Below are 15,609 nucleotides of genomic sequence, written 5' to 3'. Positions count from 1 at the left end.
CAAAAAAAGTAAAGTGCAGCGCCCGTCTGGACGCTACACAAGTAGAAAGGGCTCTTATAATCCATGCTTTCTTCTTATACTATAAATAAGCACGAATTCGACTGATTCGTCAATAGCTGACTTACTTAAACAGTTTGTTAAGATTCGCCATTTCAATCGCAGCAGTCGCAGCATCCCAACCTTTATTGCCTGCTTTAGTTCCTGAACGCTCGATGGCCTGTTCAATATTTTCAGTAGTAACTACGCCAAAAATGGTTGGCACGCCGGTCTTAAGATTGATAGCGGCTACTCCTTTGGCAACTTCATTACATACATAATCATAGTGTGTAGTGGAACCACGGATAACCGTTCCTAAGGTAATTACAGCGTCGTATTTGCCGCTTTCAGCCATTTTTTGCGCGATCAATGGAATTTCAAATACCCCTGGAACCCAAGCAACATCCACTTCATCATCACCGGCACCATGGCGTTTAAAGGCATCGAGTGCACCTGACAAAAGCTTGCTGGTAATAAATTCATTAAAACGTCCTACAACAACTCCGTATTTTAACCCCTCAGAAACTAAGTGTCCTTCTAAATATTTCGGCATATCCATCATCTACCCTTCGTTTTTTATAATGTATGGTTAAGCTTTCGAATCCTCATTTTGTTCAATATCGTCAAAAGACAGCATATGTCCAAGCTTCGCTTGCTTCGTGTGGAGATAGTTGGTGTTGTCCTTGTTCTCCGGCATTTGTATCGGCACGCGCTCAACGACTTCCAATCCATAACCCTCCAGCCCTTTGATCTTACGCGGGTTGTTCGTGAGCAGACGGATTTGGCGCACACCCAGATCCTTCAGAATTTGTGCTCCAATTCCATAATCACGCAGATCTGCTGGAAAACCAAGCTTTAGATTCGCATCTACAGTGTCAAGACCTTCCTCTTGCAGCTTGTAAGCCCGAAGCTTATTGATAAGGCCAATGCCTCTGCCTTCTTGGCGCATATAGAGCAACACGCCCCTGCCGGCAGTTTCGATCTGCCGCAGTGCAGCTTCAAATTGCGGGCCGCAATCGCAACGATGGGAGTGGAATACATCACCCGTCAGGCATTCGGAATGAACACGTACAAGTACTGGCTCATCGCCGGAAATATCTCCTTTTACCAAAGCTACATGCTCTTTATCATCCACTTCATTTGTATAAGCTATGGTCTGAAAATCCCCAAAGTCGGTAGGAAGTCGTACAGACACTTCTCGCGTGACGAGTTGTTCTTTTTCATTGCGATAATGAATAAGATCCTTGATGCTGATCAGCTTAAGATCATGCTTGCGGGCAATTTCGATTAGATCAGGTAAGCGGGCCATTGAGCCATCTTCCTTGATAATCTCGCAAATGACACTGGCTGGATAAGCGCCACACATCCGCGCTAGATCAACAGCAGCCTCCGTATGTCCGGAGCGGCGCAGAACGCCACCTTTTTTCGCAATCAGCGGGAACATATGTCCCGGTCTGCGGAAATCAGCAGGTTTCGCTTTTGGATCGATCATGGCCTTAACGGTCAAAGATCTTTCCCCCGCAGAGATCCCAGTGGTTGTATCAATATGGTCAACAGATACGGTAAAAGCCGTACCGTGATTATCGGTATTGTGGGTTACCATGGCTTGCAGTTCAAGTTCTGCCGCACGCTCCTGGGTAATAGGCATACAAACCAATCCACGTCCCTCAGTAATCATAAAATTGATGACCTCTGGTGTCGCCTGTTCAGCAAGGGCTATAAAATCCCCTTCATTCTCACGATCTTCATCATCCACTACAATGATGACTTTACCGCGCATTAAGTCATATATTGCATCTTCAATCGGATCCAAGACACTTTCCTTTTTCGATTGCTCGCTCATGATCCTATCCTCCTAAAAGCTTTACGAAAGATTATTCCCTTCTTCGTAAGCAAACTCTTTATTTAAACAAACCCGTTCGCCGCCAAGAAATCATGACTAATCCCGGAGCTGCTCTCGCCTTCCTCATCCTGGGCGGCTGAGCCATAATGCAACAGATGATCTACATATTTGCCAAGTACATCACACTCGATATTCACACTATCCCCGGCCCGTTTGTGCGTCAGTACTGTTTCCCCTAACGTATGCGGAATAATGGACACTGCCAGCGATGAGGCCGTAGTCTTCACTACAGTTAAACTAATGCCGTCGATCGTGATCGATCCCTTAGGGATAATATATTTAAATAGTGATTTACGATCCGATGCAATCTCGAATACGACAGCATTTTGATCACGTTTTACACTCTTAATAATGCCAGTGCCATCAACATGTCCTTGAACAATATGTCCTCCAAAACGCCCGCCAGCTGCCATCGCTCGTTCCAGATTCATCCGGCTGCCGGGCTTCAGTTCCTTCAGGTTGCTATTCCGGTAGGTCTGTGGCATTACATCCACTGTAAAGGAATGATCGCCCAAAGTTGTCGCCGTAAGGCAAACCCCATTGACGGACACACTGTCACCGATTTTTAGATCATCCATGATGACCGAAGCGGCAATATTCAGCACCATCATTTCCCCACCGGCGGAGACACTGCGCAAAACACCAACCTCTTCAATTAATCCGGTGAACATGATATCCCTCCTAAAAAGCATTACTTCCTCAAATTCACTTCGTTTAAAACTTTTTTAGCGTACCGGAGTACCGCTGATACATACATTATCTCCTAGCACTTTTACTTCCAATCCTTCAAGTGAGATCGCATCCTTCATCAGCTCTACACCCGGGAATACGAAAGTCCCTTTCGCTTCTGCACCACCACCGACAATTTTTGGAGCGAAGAAGAGAATCACACGATCCACTAGCCCGCTTTCCAGCATCGCACCGTTCAGCGTTCCCCCGCCTTCAAGCAAAATAGAGCCAATTTCCATTTCGCCAAGGGATATCATGGCCGCCTTCAGATCCACTCTTGGACCTGCTCCGCACACAACGATTTGAACACCTGCTTTCAGCAGTGCAGCCTTCTTAGCAGGATCTGCAGCATCGGTTGTTACAATAAGAGTAGGCGCTAGGCCATCACATACAACTGCCGAATCCAGAGGAATACGTAGCCCGGAATCAATGATGATCCGCGTCGGGTTAATGCCAGGCACTTCTGTTCTTGTTGTCAGAGAGGGATTATCAGCAATCACTGTATTCACACCGACCATGATGCCCTGATGCCGATGCCGCAGCGTATGTACGATCTCCCGCGCTTCCCCATTCGAAATCCATTTACTGTCACCAGATTTGGTAGCCAGATTGCCATCAAGCGTGCTAGCACTCTTCAGCGTAACAAAAGGTTGTTTTGTCAAAATATATTTGATAAAACGCTCATTCAATCGAAGCGCGCGATCACGCAGCAAACCAACTTCGACCTCAATCCCTTGGTCACGCAGCATTTGGATTCCTCTTCCTGCCACCTGTGGGTTGGGGTCTTCACAAGCAACCACAACTCTAGCTACCCCTTCATCGATCAGCCTTTGGCTGCAAGGTGGAGTCTTTCCATAGTGGCTACACGGTTCTAGTGTGACATATGCCGTACTGCCCTGTGCCTGCCCAGCTGCCATATTCAAAGCGTGCACCTCGGCATGCCCCGTACCTCGCTGTAAATGAGTTCCGAGTCCAATCATTGCTCCATTCTTCACCACAACGCAGCCAACAACAGGGTTAATTCCCGTCTGTCCTTGGGCACGTTCGGCCATGTCCAGTGCTAGCGACATATAAAAATCATCATTCATGTTGTCCATCTCTTCCTCCTATCCACTGCTGTCTATTCTTAAGCTAAAAAAACAGAAAAACCCATCTCATTCTCCAGGAGGAGTTCAAGATGGGTTATGCGAGAGTTAATCGGCAGTCCAAATAAAAGTGTGCTTAAATAGCCGTCAATCGACGGGTATTGTGAAATATCGCACATAATTATATGGAAACACTGCGATCCGCCAGTCCATTGCAGACAAGCGGTCAACCTCTCCTTCTTCCATCCAGACTATACTGTCGGTCCCGGAATTTCACCAGGTCCACCGTTCGCGTCAACAACGCGAGCCGGGTAGCGGACTGAGCACTGTAGATGAACTTAATAAGTTACTTCTACAACAGCATCACCGCCGGTAGGGAATTACACCCTGCCCTGAAGGATTGATCCTTTATTTAATTGAGGTTCAAGTTTTCCTTACTAACAAAATTATCACTTACACCAGCGAAATGCAAGTGCGTTTATTATATTTACTTAAAATTTGTAACTAGATTATAGATTGTACTGAGTTTATAAAAGGAAACCAAGAAGCGCCAGGACAAGGACTCCTGGCGCTTCTTGGTTATATTCCATGATTACAAACCACGTTCTTGTTGTTTCAAAAGATCACGAATTTCCGTAAGCAGCACGATATCCTCTGCAGGTGCTGGAGTCTCTACCACTTCAACTTTAACGGCTTCTTTGCGCTGAAATTTATTGGCCAGCTTGATAACCAGAAAAATGGAAAATGAAATAATAAAGAAATCCACAACCGATTGTAAAAATAGTCCATAAGGTATTTTCAGGTCCGTACTGACTTCAAGCACCCGATCCTTCAAATCTATCCCACCAGTAAGCAAACCTGCAATTGGCATAATAATGTCATTTACTAATGAAGTTACAATCTTTCCAAATGCAGCTCCAATAATGACCGCAACCGCTAAATCAAGAACATTTCCTTTCAAGGCAAAAGCTTTAAATTCCTTCCACATATTCCAAATTACCCCCAACATATTTAATTTGAAATTATTATAGCATAGTAGCTTCCTAATTCTTAAGACTTGTTAAGAAACTATTAAGTTTCCCTTTACTTTTATCTGCCAGCGTTGTTAAGAAGTCTCCTGTTAAATAGAGTTTAAGCACTACAAGAAAGGAAGATTTCTATCATGACAACTCTTAAAAAAGATTCCAGAACTGCATGTTAGGGGCATGGCTGGGAATGTATTATCCACAGATCAAAACATGGATTGAGGCACAGCGATCAGAGCAAGCTAAAATAAAAAACAAACTGGCATAATGCTGTGGGGGATTTGGTCTTTTATTCCACTAATTTATTAGCTGCTATACAGTTCCTTTGCCTTCACTGGTCTTCAAATGAGGCTTCCAAACAAGAAAATGTTGTATACTTCTTATAGCAAGATTGCTTTACAAGCAAGAAAGGACGCTGAGAAATGCACAACGGAACGCTGCTATTGGTGGACGACGAAGCCGAGATTATTAAACTAATGCAGATCTATCTGGAGAACGAGGGCTATCGGCTGTTAACTGCCAGAGACGGGCTGGAAGCACTCGAAATTATCAATAGAGAGACTATAGACCTAATGGTTCTTGATATCATGATGCCTAATATGGACGGCATTGAGGCTTGTATTAAAATTCGTGAAACGCAAAAATTTCCGATCATCATGTTATCTGCTAAAGGGCAGGAACTTGATAAAATCACCGGACTTAGCGTAGGTGCAGATGATTATGTTACGAAACCTTTTAGTCCGCTGGAGTTAGTTGCCCGTGTTAAATCCCAGCTGCGCAGAACTCGAAATTACATGGCAGATCTAAACGCCAAACAGGATGAAATCATCATTGATGGCTTGGTTATTAATTCGGTTACGCATGAAGTTAGTGTGGATGATCAGCCAGTTAAACTTACCCCTCGAGAATTTGCGATTCTAGAGCTGCTCGCCCGTAATAGAGGACAAGTCCTAAGCATGGAGCAGATCTACGCCAAAGTATGGAAAGAACAATTCCTGGAAAGCACCAATACACTCATGGTGCATATTCGTAAAATCAGAGAAAAAATAGAAGAAGATCCGCGTAAACCACAATACTTAAAAACGGTATGGGGCGTTGGCTACAAACTGGAAAAAGGAGGTCCTTCTAGTTGAACTTTAAACGATTCGATACCCTATCCTGGAAAATAGTTGGCTTCAGCTTAACAAGCCTAGCACTCACCGCTTTAATCTTAATGGGCAGCTATTATGGCACTTCACTATTGCTGTGGTTAAATCCTTCGCGCTCCTTTTGGGGAGTCAGACTCATTCTCTGGGTGATCAATACAATTGGATCGACGCCAGTTGTAATTCTTATAGGGATTCCTTTATTTATTTTTTTCATCCTAAAACTGTCCAGAAATACAACTAAGAATCTTCATAACATTACGAGCGGAGTTCAGGCCATTGCGGATGGCAATTTGTCTTTCAAGGTGCCGGTATTAGGTACGGATGAACTCGGAAAGCTCGCTGAAAATATGAACACAATGGCTGGCAAGCTAAAATCTGCTATAGAGGAAGAACGAGCCGCTGCAAAAGCCAAAAATGACCTAATCACAGGTGTGTCCCATGACCTCCGAACCCCACTAACCTCTGTTCTCGGATTCCTTGAATATGTGGAGAAGGATCGTTATAAAAACGAGGTTGAGCTGCGTTATTATGTGAATATTGCCTATGAGAAATCTCTGACTCTTAAAAAGCTAATCGACGATTTATTTGAATACACACGCGTCAGCAGCAGCGGATTACCGCTAAATATTGAGCCTGTAGATCTCGGCAAGCTGCTCGAACAGCTGATTGAGGAATTTGCACCCGTACTGGAACAAGCAGATATGATCTACCGCATTCATACGGATACAGCTCCTCTGATCATCAACGGAGATGCGGACGAGCTGGTGCGATTGTATGAGAACCTATTTACCAATGCCGTAAGATACGGAAAGGAAGGAAAAATTCTAGACATTTCTGTTGTTAGAAAAGACGATAGAATAGTTGCTGTATGTACGAATTATGGTACTCCTATCCCTGCATCCGACCTCCCCCACTTATTTAAACGCTTTTATCGTGTCGATAAATCCCGCTCCCGAGAGACAGGCGGAAGTGGCTTAGGGCTCGCCATAGCCAAGAGTATTGCAGAACTTCACGGCGGAACCATTACAGCCAAAAGCACACGCAAACAAACTGAATTTGAAACCTCTTTCCCTGTGAGCGAATGATGCTTGCAGGGATTTTTTGTACAATCTCATCCATTAAGAAAATGATAAGATTTCATAACATAAAGCCTTAAGATCATTTCATACCAACTCTGCTATAAGTGAGGAATTCCTCTAATATTATTATCCATCTTATTTAACTATGCTAGGGGCCATTTCATTCATACCGCGACAGCTAAGCATCGCCGACCGCTACTGATCTTTAGCTTAAGCACGCCGAGAACACCGTTACTATGACTGTGGGCAGTGTCAAAGCACTCGTGAACGGGAAAGCTCTCACCATTGATGCTGCGCCACTACTGCCAGGAAGAAAAGTTTCAGTCCCGGTACACATAAGAATCAGCCATAAATTTTTCAAAAAAAGCATAAAAGCACCCGGCATTTATCATGCTGGGTGCTTTTGCATAAAATCTTAAATCACACTAGTCTCAATCACTCCGTCTTACCCCTACGTCTAAATACTCGGTTCAAAACAAAGCCTATCGTTATCAACCCAATTCCCGACAGATACAGTGGCATTGGACTATTCTCACCTGTCTTCGGCAGCTGAGGAGCAACCGAAGTGCTATTGTTCACCGTACCCTTTGGTACTTCTTCATCGGCGATATCAACTTCTCCTAAAGGAATTTCATCTTCGGTTATCTCTTGCTCAGGAATTCCCTCATCGGTTGATGTCGCGGATCCTAGATCGGCGGCAATTCTAGGACCAGCAGGAACAGCTGGATCATTAATAATTACCCCTGGTACGGGCGAACTTGTAGACGTGGGTACCACCGAACCTCCAGATGTGCTGCTTGTAGGGATTGGTGTAGGTGCAGCAGTCGCTTCTGGTGATGGAGAAACCGTCGGTTCTGGCGTTGTTGATGGTGCAGGTGTTACGGTTGGCTCTGGTGTTGTTGTTGGAGCATCGGTTGGTTCTGGTGTTGCCGTAGGCGTTGGCTCCACTGCTTTTTGATTCGTAATCACCAGTTGAATCGCTGACGAGGAACGAATCTCCACTGGATGCTCGGATGTATCGAGCACGTAACCATTTGGAGCTGCTGTCTCCACCAATACATAGCTACCCAGCCATATTTTATTGAATGTAGCTGTACCCTCTGCATCTGTAGTTAGACTGTTAATCAATACACGTTCCGCTCCATTTAGTCGATACAATGCAAAAGTCGCATCACCAAGCGCTTTTAAGTTATCTTCAGCATCTAGCTTCTTAATATTGAGGGTGCCTCTAACCCCGCTGCCTGTGCCAGAACCGCTGGAGACCCCGACAATAATTTCTTTGGAGGTCTCTTTACTTATTTCGCTGCCGTTAAAACCACTGAAATGTACAGTATTTATTACTTTGTCTCCAGTGTTAGCCACAATCAGGGATTGATATTCGAGAATGTAAGCCCTGCTGATTTCCTTGGCAAAGCTTAACTCAAAGGATTGTTTTCCATCGGCATCCGTTGTAATAACTACGCTATAATCAATACCCTGAATCAATTCAGGGCCGCTTTTCGTGATATCTCCGTTCACAGCTACAGCCGTAGGATATAGATGGAATGAATTCTGCAGCAAAATTTGATTAGCACTAGGAGTATCTTTGATTAAAGCATCCTTTACAGTAGACTGCCCCCGGTTAATTTGCAGGCTCCAGTCGATTTTATCCCCGTTTTGTGTGCCGTCCTTCAGCACATAATCCTCTCCAAAAGGAATATTTACGGAGGCGGTCAAATCTTTGGAAACCACTTTTGTTCCATCATAGAGATTAGCTTTATTATCAATAGTAGTGCCTATTATTTGCCCTTCAAGACTTGTGTTAAATTCAATGTAGAAAGCGGAGTTAATCGTATCTGTAAAAATGACCTTTAATTCATTATCGTTATTTAAGCTATAGGTATATTTATTACGATTCACTTCTCCACCCTTGGTAGGATCACCATTCTTTGCAATATTCATAGTGTAAACTTTAAGTGAACCAGGAACCAAGGTCTGGCCTGATTTTAAAATATCTGCAAGCGCCGGAGCTTCGAGGGTTTTGCCGTTATAATTGGCGCCTATCGTCCAAGTAATTTCTTTAGTTGAAGCATCGTAGGCTCCCCCTTTAAATCCATTGTTTTTCGCTTCAGGTCTAGGAATGAATAACCCTTCTGCTTCTATCGTGCGTAAGGCTTCAGTAGAGTCCATCCAGTCTAAGCGAACTTTGTTGTTGAAATTTTCAGTTTTAGCCCAAATCCAATCCTTGTTAAATTCTGTAAAATAGCTAATCGTGTAAAGACCAGATATCGGTGAATTAAACACTACCTTGAAGCCTTTATTAGGCTCGACAGGTGAGTTGTATACTAGATTATAGTTATTCGGATTTAAAACATTTCCATTCAGATTTCTAATCACCAGTGATTCCGGAATAAACTTTAGGCCGCCAAATGGGAAGGATTCGGTAACTGCAACATGGCTCATCGGGTAATTGTCACTATTCAATGTGACCTTCCAGCCCAATGTTTTATTCTGATAATCTACGGTTGATAAAGTCTTATAAAGAATGGAAGACCGGATTAATCGGGTAGCCTGATTACTATACGTACTATCGGAGACTGTATTAGTTATGGTGACATCCTCAAACACGCGCTTTATCGCTTTTGTCTTATATTCGATTCGATATGGTGAAGTAACATCGTGTACAAATTGCAATACAAATCCAGCCTTATGAACGTCTGAGGTGGAAACAACCGTGTAGTCAACATCCTTTGTCAAAACATTGCCTAACGTTGCACCACCGGAAGAATCCAGCTGCACAGCATATACTTTTAATGAATCGGCTACCAGCTCTTGAGAATCATCGAACAAATCTGTTAACACAGCGTTTCCTTGCGGGATGTTCTTTTCACTGTAGTTATATTCAATTGCCCAGGAAATGATCTGCTTGCCCCCATCATAGCTTGTGGAATACTTTTTCAAGCTTCCTCCACGTTCTACATTCACTGTGGCAGAGGAGCTGGCAGGCTCTTGCCCATCTCCTGAAAAAGTTGCAGTATTGGTGAAGCTTAGCTGATGGTCATTAGTAATCCCTGTGGAATATACAATACGGTAAGCCTCTTTAATCACAGGCTCCGTAAAACGGACAATCAGTGACCCTCCGGAGAGCTCTGCAGAGTATTTGCTTGTGTCGAGCAATGCTCCTTCCGTTACTGAACCATCCAATTGAATGCTCAGTTGATACACGCTCACAGTGACTGGAGTATTTAATGATAAGCCTGAAGGGATGGGGTCCGTCACAATGGCATTCCCCACGGCTTCCAAAGACTTATTGACATCAACAGTCCATAATATTTGGTTCGCATTGAAGCCTCCGGGAATACCTCTCTTCTCTATAGTCGATCCAACACTTGGTTTAAAATTCACTGTCACTGTCTGAATACCGCCGCTCACGGGAAATAAAATATTCTGAATAGTACTGCCCGAGATTTTCTGTTTATCGAATTTAGTATTTAACCGCAGCGTTCCCTGCACGTCATCATGCGTTTCTATGTAGTCATTAAAAGTCATTATCACTTCATGTGAAATTTGCCTGACTTCAAAGCTCCCTACATCTCCATCCTCAGAGACCAACGGTCCGTTAAAATCATTAAATAGCTGGAACTGTTCTGGAAGCTGAAAAGTAAAAGTGTCACCTTGCTTGTAATTATGATTTTTAGGAAGAGACCAATTATAATCCAAGGTAACATTAGCATCTTGTTCGTATACGCTATTCGTGACTGTGATTCCATCTGGCCCGTAAACAGCCATCGAAACACTGGTGATGATATTTCTTTCGTCATCAATCGCAGCCGCTTTTACTTGCGGAGCAAATCCGATGCCATAGGCATATTGTGCCACAAGCATCAAAATAATGACCATTACACTTATTTTTTTCTTAAACATGTTCTTTTTGCCTCCATTTTCTTCTTCTAATTGTTCTCCACCCCTGTTTGTTCAAAAGCTTCATATGTAATTCCGCACCCAGCGCCCCATCTTATGTTAATATAATGAAAAGTCTTCCTTATGTGGTGGAGTTGACAGAACATATACATATATACCCAATTTATGGATATCTAGAATCAATATTATTAAAATTCTCAAACTTTATTTTTGATGGATGTTTTCACGTTCAAAGGAGGTTTGTCTATGCAGCTTTCATCTTTTTTTGATCGCCAGCACGCGGAGGATTTCATCATGTTCTCATCTTCGCATTGGGTTGCGCTGTCTATCATTACGTTAAGTTGTCTACTGCTCTATGGCTTACGGTTTGAAATTCGTGCAGATTCAAGACTTCGGCAAAGTGTGCGTTTGCTGCTAATCATTCTACTTGTAGTCTCAGAAGCCGGGCTGCAAATGTGGTACATCTCTCAGAACATCTGGCGCTCCAGCTCCTCATTACCGTTCGAGCTCTGTGGAATCACTCTACTGCTGTCTATTATCATGTTAATTTCACGCAGTCGAACCCTTTATTCCTTTCTCTACTTTGCCGGGATCGGCGGAGCATTTATTGCGTTGCTTACCCCTAACCTAGTTTATCCGTTCCCTCATTTCCGCTTTCTCCTGTTTTTTATAGCTCATGGTTCTATTATTCTGGCGTCTCTTTATATGACCTGGATTGAGGGCTACAAGCCGACTTGGAGATCCTTACTCATCACCATGCTTGGCCTCAATATTGTGGCTGCCTGCATCTGGACTGCTAATTACTTCCTAGGCTCAAACTACATGTTCCTATCCCAGAAGCCTAGCACCTATTCCGTATTGGATTATTTTGGACCTTATCCTTATTACCTGCTTGTTGAAGAGCTGTTTGCCTTCACTGTGTTTCTTGCCATGTATTTGATATTCTTCTGGCTGCCAGAACGGCGCAATTCGCGGCGTACACAGGTTAGGCGGATTCTTTAACAACACTAAAAAGCCAGCCCCGATATTCGGAGACTGGCTTTTTAACTATTAAATCTTAAGCTTCGATGATTTCTACCGAAGTCATTTTGTCGCGTCCTTTGAAAGCATCAACAAGATCCATGCCTTCTACTACTTTACCAAACACAGTGTGTACTCCATCCAAGTGTGGTTGTGGAGCGTAGCAGATGTAGAACTGGCTTCCGCCTGTGTTCTTACCCGCATGTGCCATAGCAAGTGTTCCGCGTTCGTGTTTGTTTGGGTTAATTTCGCAGTTGATTGTGTATCCTGGACCGCCAGATCCAGTTCCGTTAGGGCATCCGCCTTGAGCAACGAAACCAGGGATAACACGGTGGAATGTTAATCCGTTGTAGAAACCTTCTTTTGCCAGCTTTTCAAAGTTGGCTACAGTGTTAGGTGCATCTTGATCGAACAAGTCCAGCAGCACTACGCCGCCATTTTCTAGAGTGATTTTCGCTTGCTTTGCCATATGTAAATGACCCCTTTCAAAATTAACAAATTTAGAATACCTCAATTATATTACTATGAAACCACGCACAAAGCAAAGCAAGCAGGAGACTTTCCTGCTTGCTCTGTATGCTGCTCAACCTTACCCACCTTACAGCAGCAGGCTATTACTTAGCAACAACTGTCTGTTTGGCGATACGCTCTGGAACAATATCGTTGGCAATAAGATCAGTATAGCTTTCACGACGCACTACAAGATCGCTTTGTCCGTTCTGTACGAATACTAAAGCCGGACGGCGAAGACGGTTATAGTTGCTGGCCATGGAGTAATTGTACGCGCCTGTGCAGGCTACAGCCAACAAGTCGCCGCTTTCAGCCTTCGGCAGCTCTACATCCCAGATCAACATATCTCCGCTCTCGCAGCATTTACCAGCGATGGAGACGGTCTCAGTTGCGTCTTCGTTAGCACGGTTAGCAAGCAATGCCTCGTATTTAGACTGATACAAAGCAGGGCGTGGATTGTCGGTCATTCCACCATCAACAGCAACGTACTTACGCACGCCAGGAATGTCCTTGTTAGATCCTACAGTGTACAATGTAGTACCTGCATCTCCAACAATACTACGGCCCGGCTCCACCCAAATTTCCGGCAAAGCACTATAAATTCCCGCAAAATGAGTCTTCACTGCATCCGTAATCGCTGCAACATATTCAGAAACATGTAGTGGGGTATCTCCCTCAACATAACGAATGCCGAAACCTCCGCCAAGATTGACTACACGGAAGTCCACTTCCAAGCCTTCTTTAACACTGCGGGCAAAAGTTGCCACACGCTCAACAGCCAGCTGGAAACCATCGGTTTCAAAGATCTGCGAACCAATATGGGAATGCACACCAAGCAGCGTGATATTCTTTTTGCTGACTGCTGCTTTCACTGCTTCATAGGCCGATCCATTACCGATATCAAAACCGAATTTGGAATCCGTCTGGCCAGTTGCGGTATATTCATGAGTATGCGCTTCTACACCTGGTGTCACCCGCAATAAGATGTTCACATTAACTTCTTTACGTGCGGCAATGGACTGCAAAAGGTTAAGCTCTACCAGATTATCGACTACAAAGCAGCCGATTTTGGCATCAATCGCCATTTCAATCTCTTCAGATGTCTTATTGTTACCATGAAAATGAATACGTTCTGCCGGGAAGCCAGCTTGCAAAGCTGTATATAGTTCGCCGTCAGATACAACATCCAGTGACAAACCTTCTTCATCAGCCAAACGAACCATTGCCATTACTGAAAACGCCTTGCTTGCGTAAGCTACTTGGAAACCAAGGCCGGAGGCTTTAAAAGCATCCATATATTCCCGGCAACGTTGTCTAACCAATTGCTCGTCCAATATATATAGCGGGGTTCCATATTCCGCCTTCAATTCAGTTACATCACATCCGCCGATCTCCAAATGCCCAGCATCGTTAATGCGGCTAGTACCGTGTAGAAACATTCTTTAGTCCTCCAATTTCTGTGGAATATCAAGGTTCCACCCTGTCTTAGTGTATTCAGTATAACAGACAGTGGGAACTCCATTGAATGGACTAATTTGCAGTAGTTTTGTATTTTCCTACGATTGTTACTCATTCTCTTGAGATGGCGGCATTCTGGTATTGTCTCTGGTTTTGTTAAAAGACGGCCTTTCCTTCGAACTTAAGACCGGTTTACGCAATAGAATTTCACTCATTGCCTTTGCATTAAAGGGTATAAACGGCCACATATATGAGGAGTTATAGGACCGATGAGTGGTTAAGAAGATAGTCAGTAACGTCGTGCCAATCATAAAGCCTGGTACCTGGAACGCCGCTACGGCAATTAATAACACAAGCCTGACTATACGATTCGCCAGACCCAGCTCATAACTCGGAGTCGCGAACATACCGATTGAGGCTACCGCCATATACAGTACTACTTCGTTTACAAACAGACCGCTCTGCACCGCTATATCACCGATCAATATGGCTGCAATCAGACCCATCGCTGAGCCTAAAGGTGTTGGGGTATGCACGGCGGCCATCCGCAGCAAATCAACCCCAAGCTCTACAATCAGAAACTGAGCGAGAATAGGAATTCTGGCTGTCTTTTGCGGCCCGATAAAATCCAGCATAGCAGGCTTTAACTCAGGATGGATAACAAGCAGCATCCATAACGGCAGCAGGAACATGGAAGCGAAGATGCCGATGAAACGGACCCACCGCAGATATGTCCCCATAAAAGGAGTCTGGCGATTCTCCTCCGCATGCTGGCAAAGATCAAAAAAGGTGGTCGGAAGAACAATTACAATGGGCGAGGTATCCACGAATAATATGACCCGTCCCTCTAATAAATTGGAGGCTACAACGTCAGGACGTTCAGAATAACGCACCATAGGATAAGGGTTCCACCCTCCGCCGATAATCGCTTCCTCCAATTGCTTATCCGCCAGTGGAATACCATCGATATCGATGCTGTTGATTTTATCGATGACAGACGTAACCTGAGTTTTATCAACGATATCATCGATGTAAGCCACACAGACATCTGTCCGTGTCCGCCGTCCCACTTGAAACATTTCAAGCTTCAGCCCCGGATCACGTATCCGTCTTCTTACAAGTGAAATATTACTAAGCAGGGTTTCTGTAAAACCATCACGCGCACCACGTACCACCCGATCAATCGAGGGTTCATCCGGACTTCGCATTGGGTAAGATCGAGTATCCATTAGGATAACTTTGTTCTCACCCTCAATAAATAGTGCGCTCATTCCTTTTAATACTTTATCGAAACATTCACTTAATACACTACCCTCTTCAACTTGAATATGAGGGATGTATTCGTTCATAAAGCTACCTAACACACCTGCGGACAAATTTTCTGAAGAAAGGTAGGTTAGTCGTTTCAGAATTTCATCCGTTACATCTTCGTTGGTGAATCCGCTTAAACAGAGTAAAGCTGTCTTATGTCCCCCAAAGGACATTTCTCTAAACGTCACATCAAAACTTGATCCCAGTCCCATCACTTCGGTCAGCGTGTTTTTTGTTTCTTGTAGAGAACCTGGGATATGATCATTGCCTTGCCAATAAATAACGGATTCCTTTAATGAGTTAGAATGCTCACTATCGCGTTTGTCTTGCAGCTTATTTTTCCCTTTGTTCTGAGTCTGCTGCTTCGCCTGCTTCTTCGAAGGCTTCGGTTGAGCTTGAGAACCC

The 15,609-nt window shown here is 44.1% G+C and carries 11 protein-coding genes, 1 pseudogene and 1 riboswitch; of the genes and pseudogenes, 3 read left to right on the top strand and 9 right to left on the bottom strand.

The genetic code is table 11. The annotated features are described in order from the left end of the window. Positions 1–121: 121 nt before the first annotated feature. From ribE (MKY63_RS20290) to mscL, 5 genes are all read right to left on the bottom strand, one after another. Positions 122–589 (bottom strand): 6,7-dimethyl-8-ribityllumazine synthase, encoded by a 468-nt coding sequence (gene ribE, locus MKY63_RS20290; protein ID WP_076104483.1) that lies wholly within the window; start codon positions 587–589, stop codon positions 122–124. Positions 590–625: 36 nt separating this feature from the next. Then, positions 626–1,879, bottom strand: a complete 1,254-nt coding sequence (locus MKY63_RS20285; protein ID WP_076213568.1) for a bifunctional 3,4-dihydroxy-2-butanone-4-phosphate synthase/GTP cyclohydrolase II — start codon at positions 1,877–1,879, stop codon at positions 626–628. A 62-nt stretch (positions 1,880–1,941) separates the two neighbouring features. After that, entirely contained in the window at positions 1,942–2,610 is a 669-nt protein-coding gene (gene ribE / locus MKY63_RS20280; RefSeq protein ID WP_076213571.1) for a riboflavin synthase, read from the bottom strand. Positions 2,611–2,664: 54 nt separating this feature from the next. Next, positions 2,665–3,765: a bifunctional diaminohydroxyphosphoribosylaminopyrimidine deaminase/5-amino-6-(5-phosphoribosylamino)uracil reductase RibD gene (gene ribD, locus MKY63_RS20275; protein WP_076213574.1), complete on the bottom strand. Its 1,101-nt coding sequence runs from the start codon at positions 3,763–3,765 to the stop codon at positions 2,665–2,667. A gap of 218 nt (positions 3,766–3,983) precedes the next feature. Then, positions 3,984–4,157: riboswitch (FMN riboswitch) on the bottom strand. 188 nt (positions 4,158–4,345) lie between these two features. Then, positions 4,346–4,741, bottom strand: coding sequence for a large-conductance mechanosensitive channel protein MscL (mscL, locus tag MKY63_RS20270; RefSeq protein WP_036676141.1), 396 nt, complete (start codon positions 4,739–4,741; stop codon positions 4,346–4,348). 459 nt (positions 4,742–5,200) lie between these two features. On the opposite strand from mscL, the gene MKY63_RS20265 reads away from it, so the two are divergent. After that, entirely contained in the window at positions 5,201–5,911 is a 711-nt protein-coding gene (locus MKY63_RS20265) for a response regulator transcription factor (RefSeq protein WP_076213577.1), read from the top strand. Then, a complete protein-coding gene (locus MKY63_RS20260; protein WP_339809719.1) occupies positions 5,908–7,011 on the top strand; it encodes an ATP-binding protein in 1,104 nt (367 codons plus the stop codon). The genes MKY63_RS20265 and MKY63_RS20260 overlap by 4 nt, the downstream gene beginning before the upstream one ends. Positions 7,012–7,440: 429 nt before the next feature. Here the strand turns inward: MKY63_RS20260 and MKY63_RS20255 are convergent, their stop codons facing one another. Next, positions 7,441–10,908 (bottom strand): LPXTG cell wall anchor domain-containing protein, encoded by a 3,468-nt coding sequence (locus tag MKY63_RS20255; RefSeq protein WP_076213583.1) that lies wholly within the window; start codon positions 10,906–10,908, stop codon positions 7,441–7,443. A 243-nt stretch (positions 10,909–11,151) separates the two neighbouring features. Between MKY63_RS20255 and MKY63_RS20250 the strand changes: the two genes are divergently transcribed. Next, entirely contained in the window at positions 11,152–11,907 is a 756-nt protein-coding gene (locus tag MKY63_RS20250) for a TIGR02206 family membrane protein (protein WP_036676136.1), read from the top strand. A gap of 55 nt (positions 11,908–11,962) precedes the next feature. Here MKY63_RS20250 and MKY63_RS20245 read toward each other — a convergent pair whose 3' ends face one another. The 3 genes and pseudogenes from MKY63_RS20245 to MKY63_RS20235 form a co-directional block, all read right to left on the bottom strand. Further along, a complete protein-coding gene (locus MKY63_RS20245) occupies positions 11,963–12,394 on the bottom strand; it encodes a peptidylprolyl isomerase (RefSeq protein WP_036676135.1) in 432 nt (143 codons plus the stop codon). 145 nt (positions 12,395–12,539) lie between these two features. Beyond that, positions 12,540–13,874 (bottom strand): diaminopimelate decarboxylase, encoded by a 1,335-nt coding sequence (gene lysA / locus MKY63_RS20240; RefSeq protein ID WP_036676133.1) that lies wholly within the window; start codon positions 13,872–13,874, stop codon positions 12,540–12,542. Between the two features lie 126 nt (positions 13,875–14,000). Beyond that, positions 14,001–15,539: pseudogene (locus tag MKY63_RS20235) on the bottom strand (spore germination protein); the annotation flags it as partial. Positions 15,540–15,609 lie beyond the last annotated feature (70 nt).

Source organism: Paenibacillus sp. FSL R7-0189, from assembly GCF_037969925.1.
In the GTDB taxonomy this organism is placed as follows: Bacteria; Bacillota; Bacilli; order Paenibacillales; family Paenibacillaceae; genus Paenibacillus_AQ; species Paenibacillus_AQ odorifer.
This window is presented reverse-complemented; position numbering and strand designations above follow the sequence as displayed.

What these genes read in the sequence shown, in the direction of transcription:
- MKY63_RS20265 (WP_076213577.1), top strand. Translation starts at nt 5,201, where the DNA reads ATGCACAACGGAACGCTGCTATTGGTGGACGACGAAGCCGAGATTATT.
- ribD (WP_076213574.1), bottom strand. Translation starts at nt 3,765, where the DNA reads ATGGACAACATGAATGATGATTTTTATATGTCGCTAGCACTGGACATG.
- lysA (WP_036676133.1), bottom strand. Translation starts at nt 13,874, where the DNA reads ATGTTTCTACACGGTACTAGCCGCATTAACGATGCTGGGCATTTGGAG.
- mscL (WP_036676141.1), bottom strand. Translation starts at nt 4,741, where the DNA reads ATGTGGAAGGAATTTAAAGCTTTTGCCTTGAAAGGAAATGTTCTTGAT.
- MKY63_RS20255 (WP_076213583.1), bottom strand. Translation starts at nt 10,908, where the DNA reads ATGTTTAAGAAAAAAATAAGTGTAATGGTCATTATTTTGATGCTTGTG.
- MKY63_RS20285 (WP_076213568.1), bottom strand. Translation starts at nt 1,879, where the DNA reads ATGAGCGAGCAATCGAAAAAGGAAAGTGTCTTGGATCCGATTGAAGAT.
- MKY63_RS20245 (WP_036676135.1), bottom strand. Translation starts at nt 12,394, where the DNA reads ATGGCAAAGCAAGCGAAAATCACTCTAGAAAATGGCGGCGTAGTGCTG.
- MKY63_RS20250 (WP_036676136.1), top strand. Translation starts at nt 11,152, where the DNA reads ATGCAGCTTTCATCTTTTTTTGATCGCCAGCACGCGGAGGATTTCATC.
- ribE (WP_076213571.1), bottom strand. Translation starts at nt 2,610, where the DNA reads ATGTTCACCGGATTAATTGAAGAGGTTGGTGTTTTGCGCAGTGTCTCC.
- ribE (WP_076104483.1), bottom strand. Translation starts at nt 589, where the DNA reads ATGCCGAAATATTTAGAAGGACACTTAGTTTCTGAGGGGTTAAAATAC.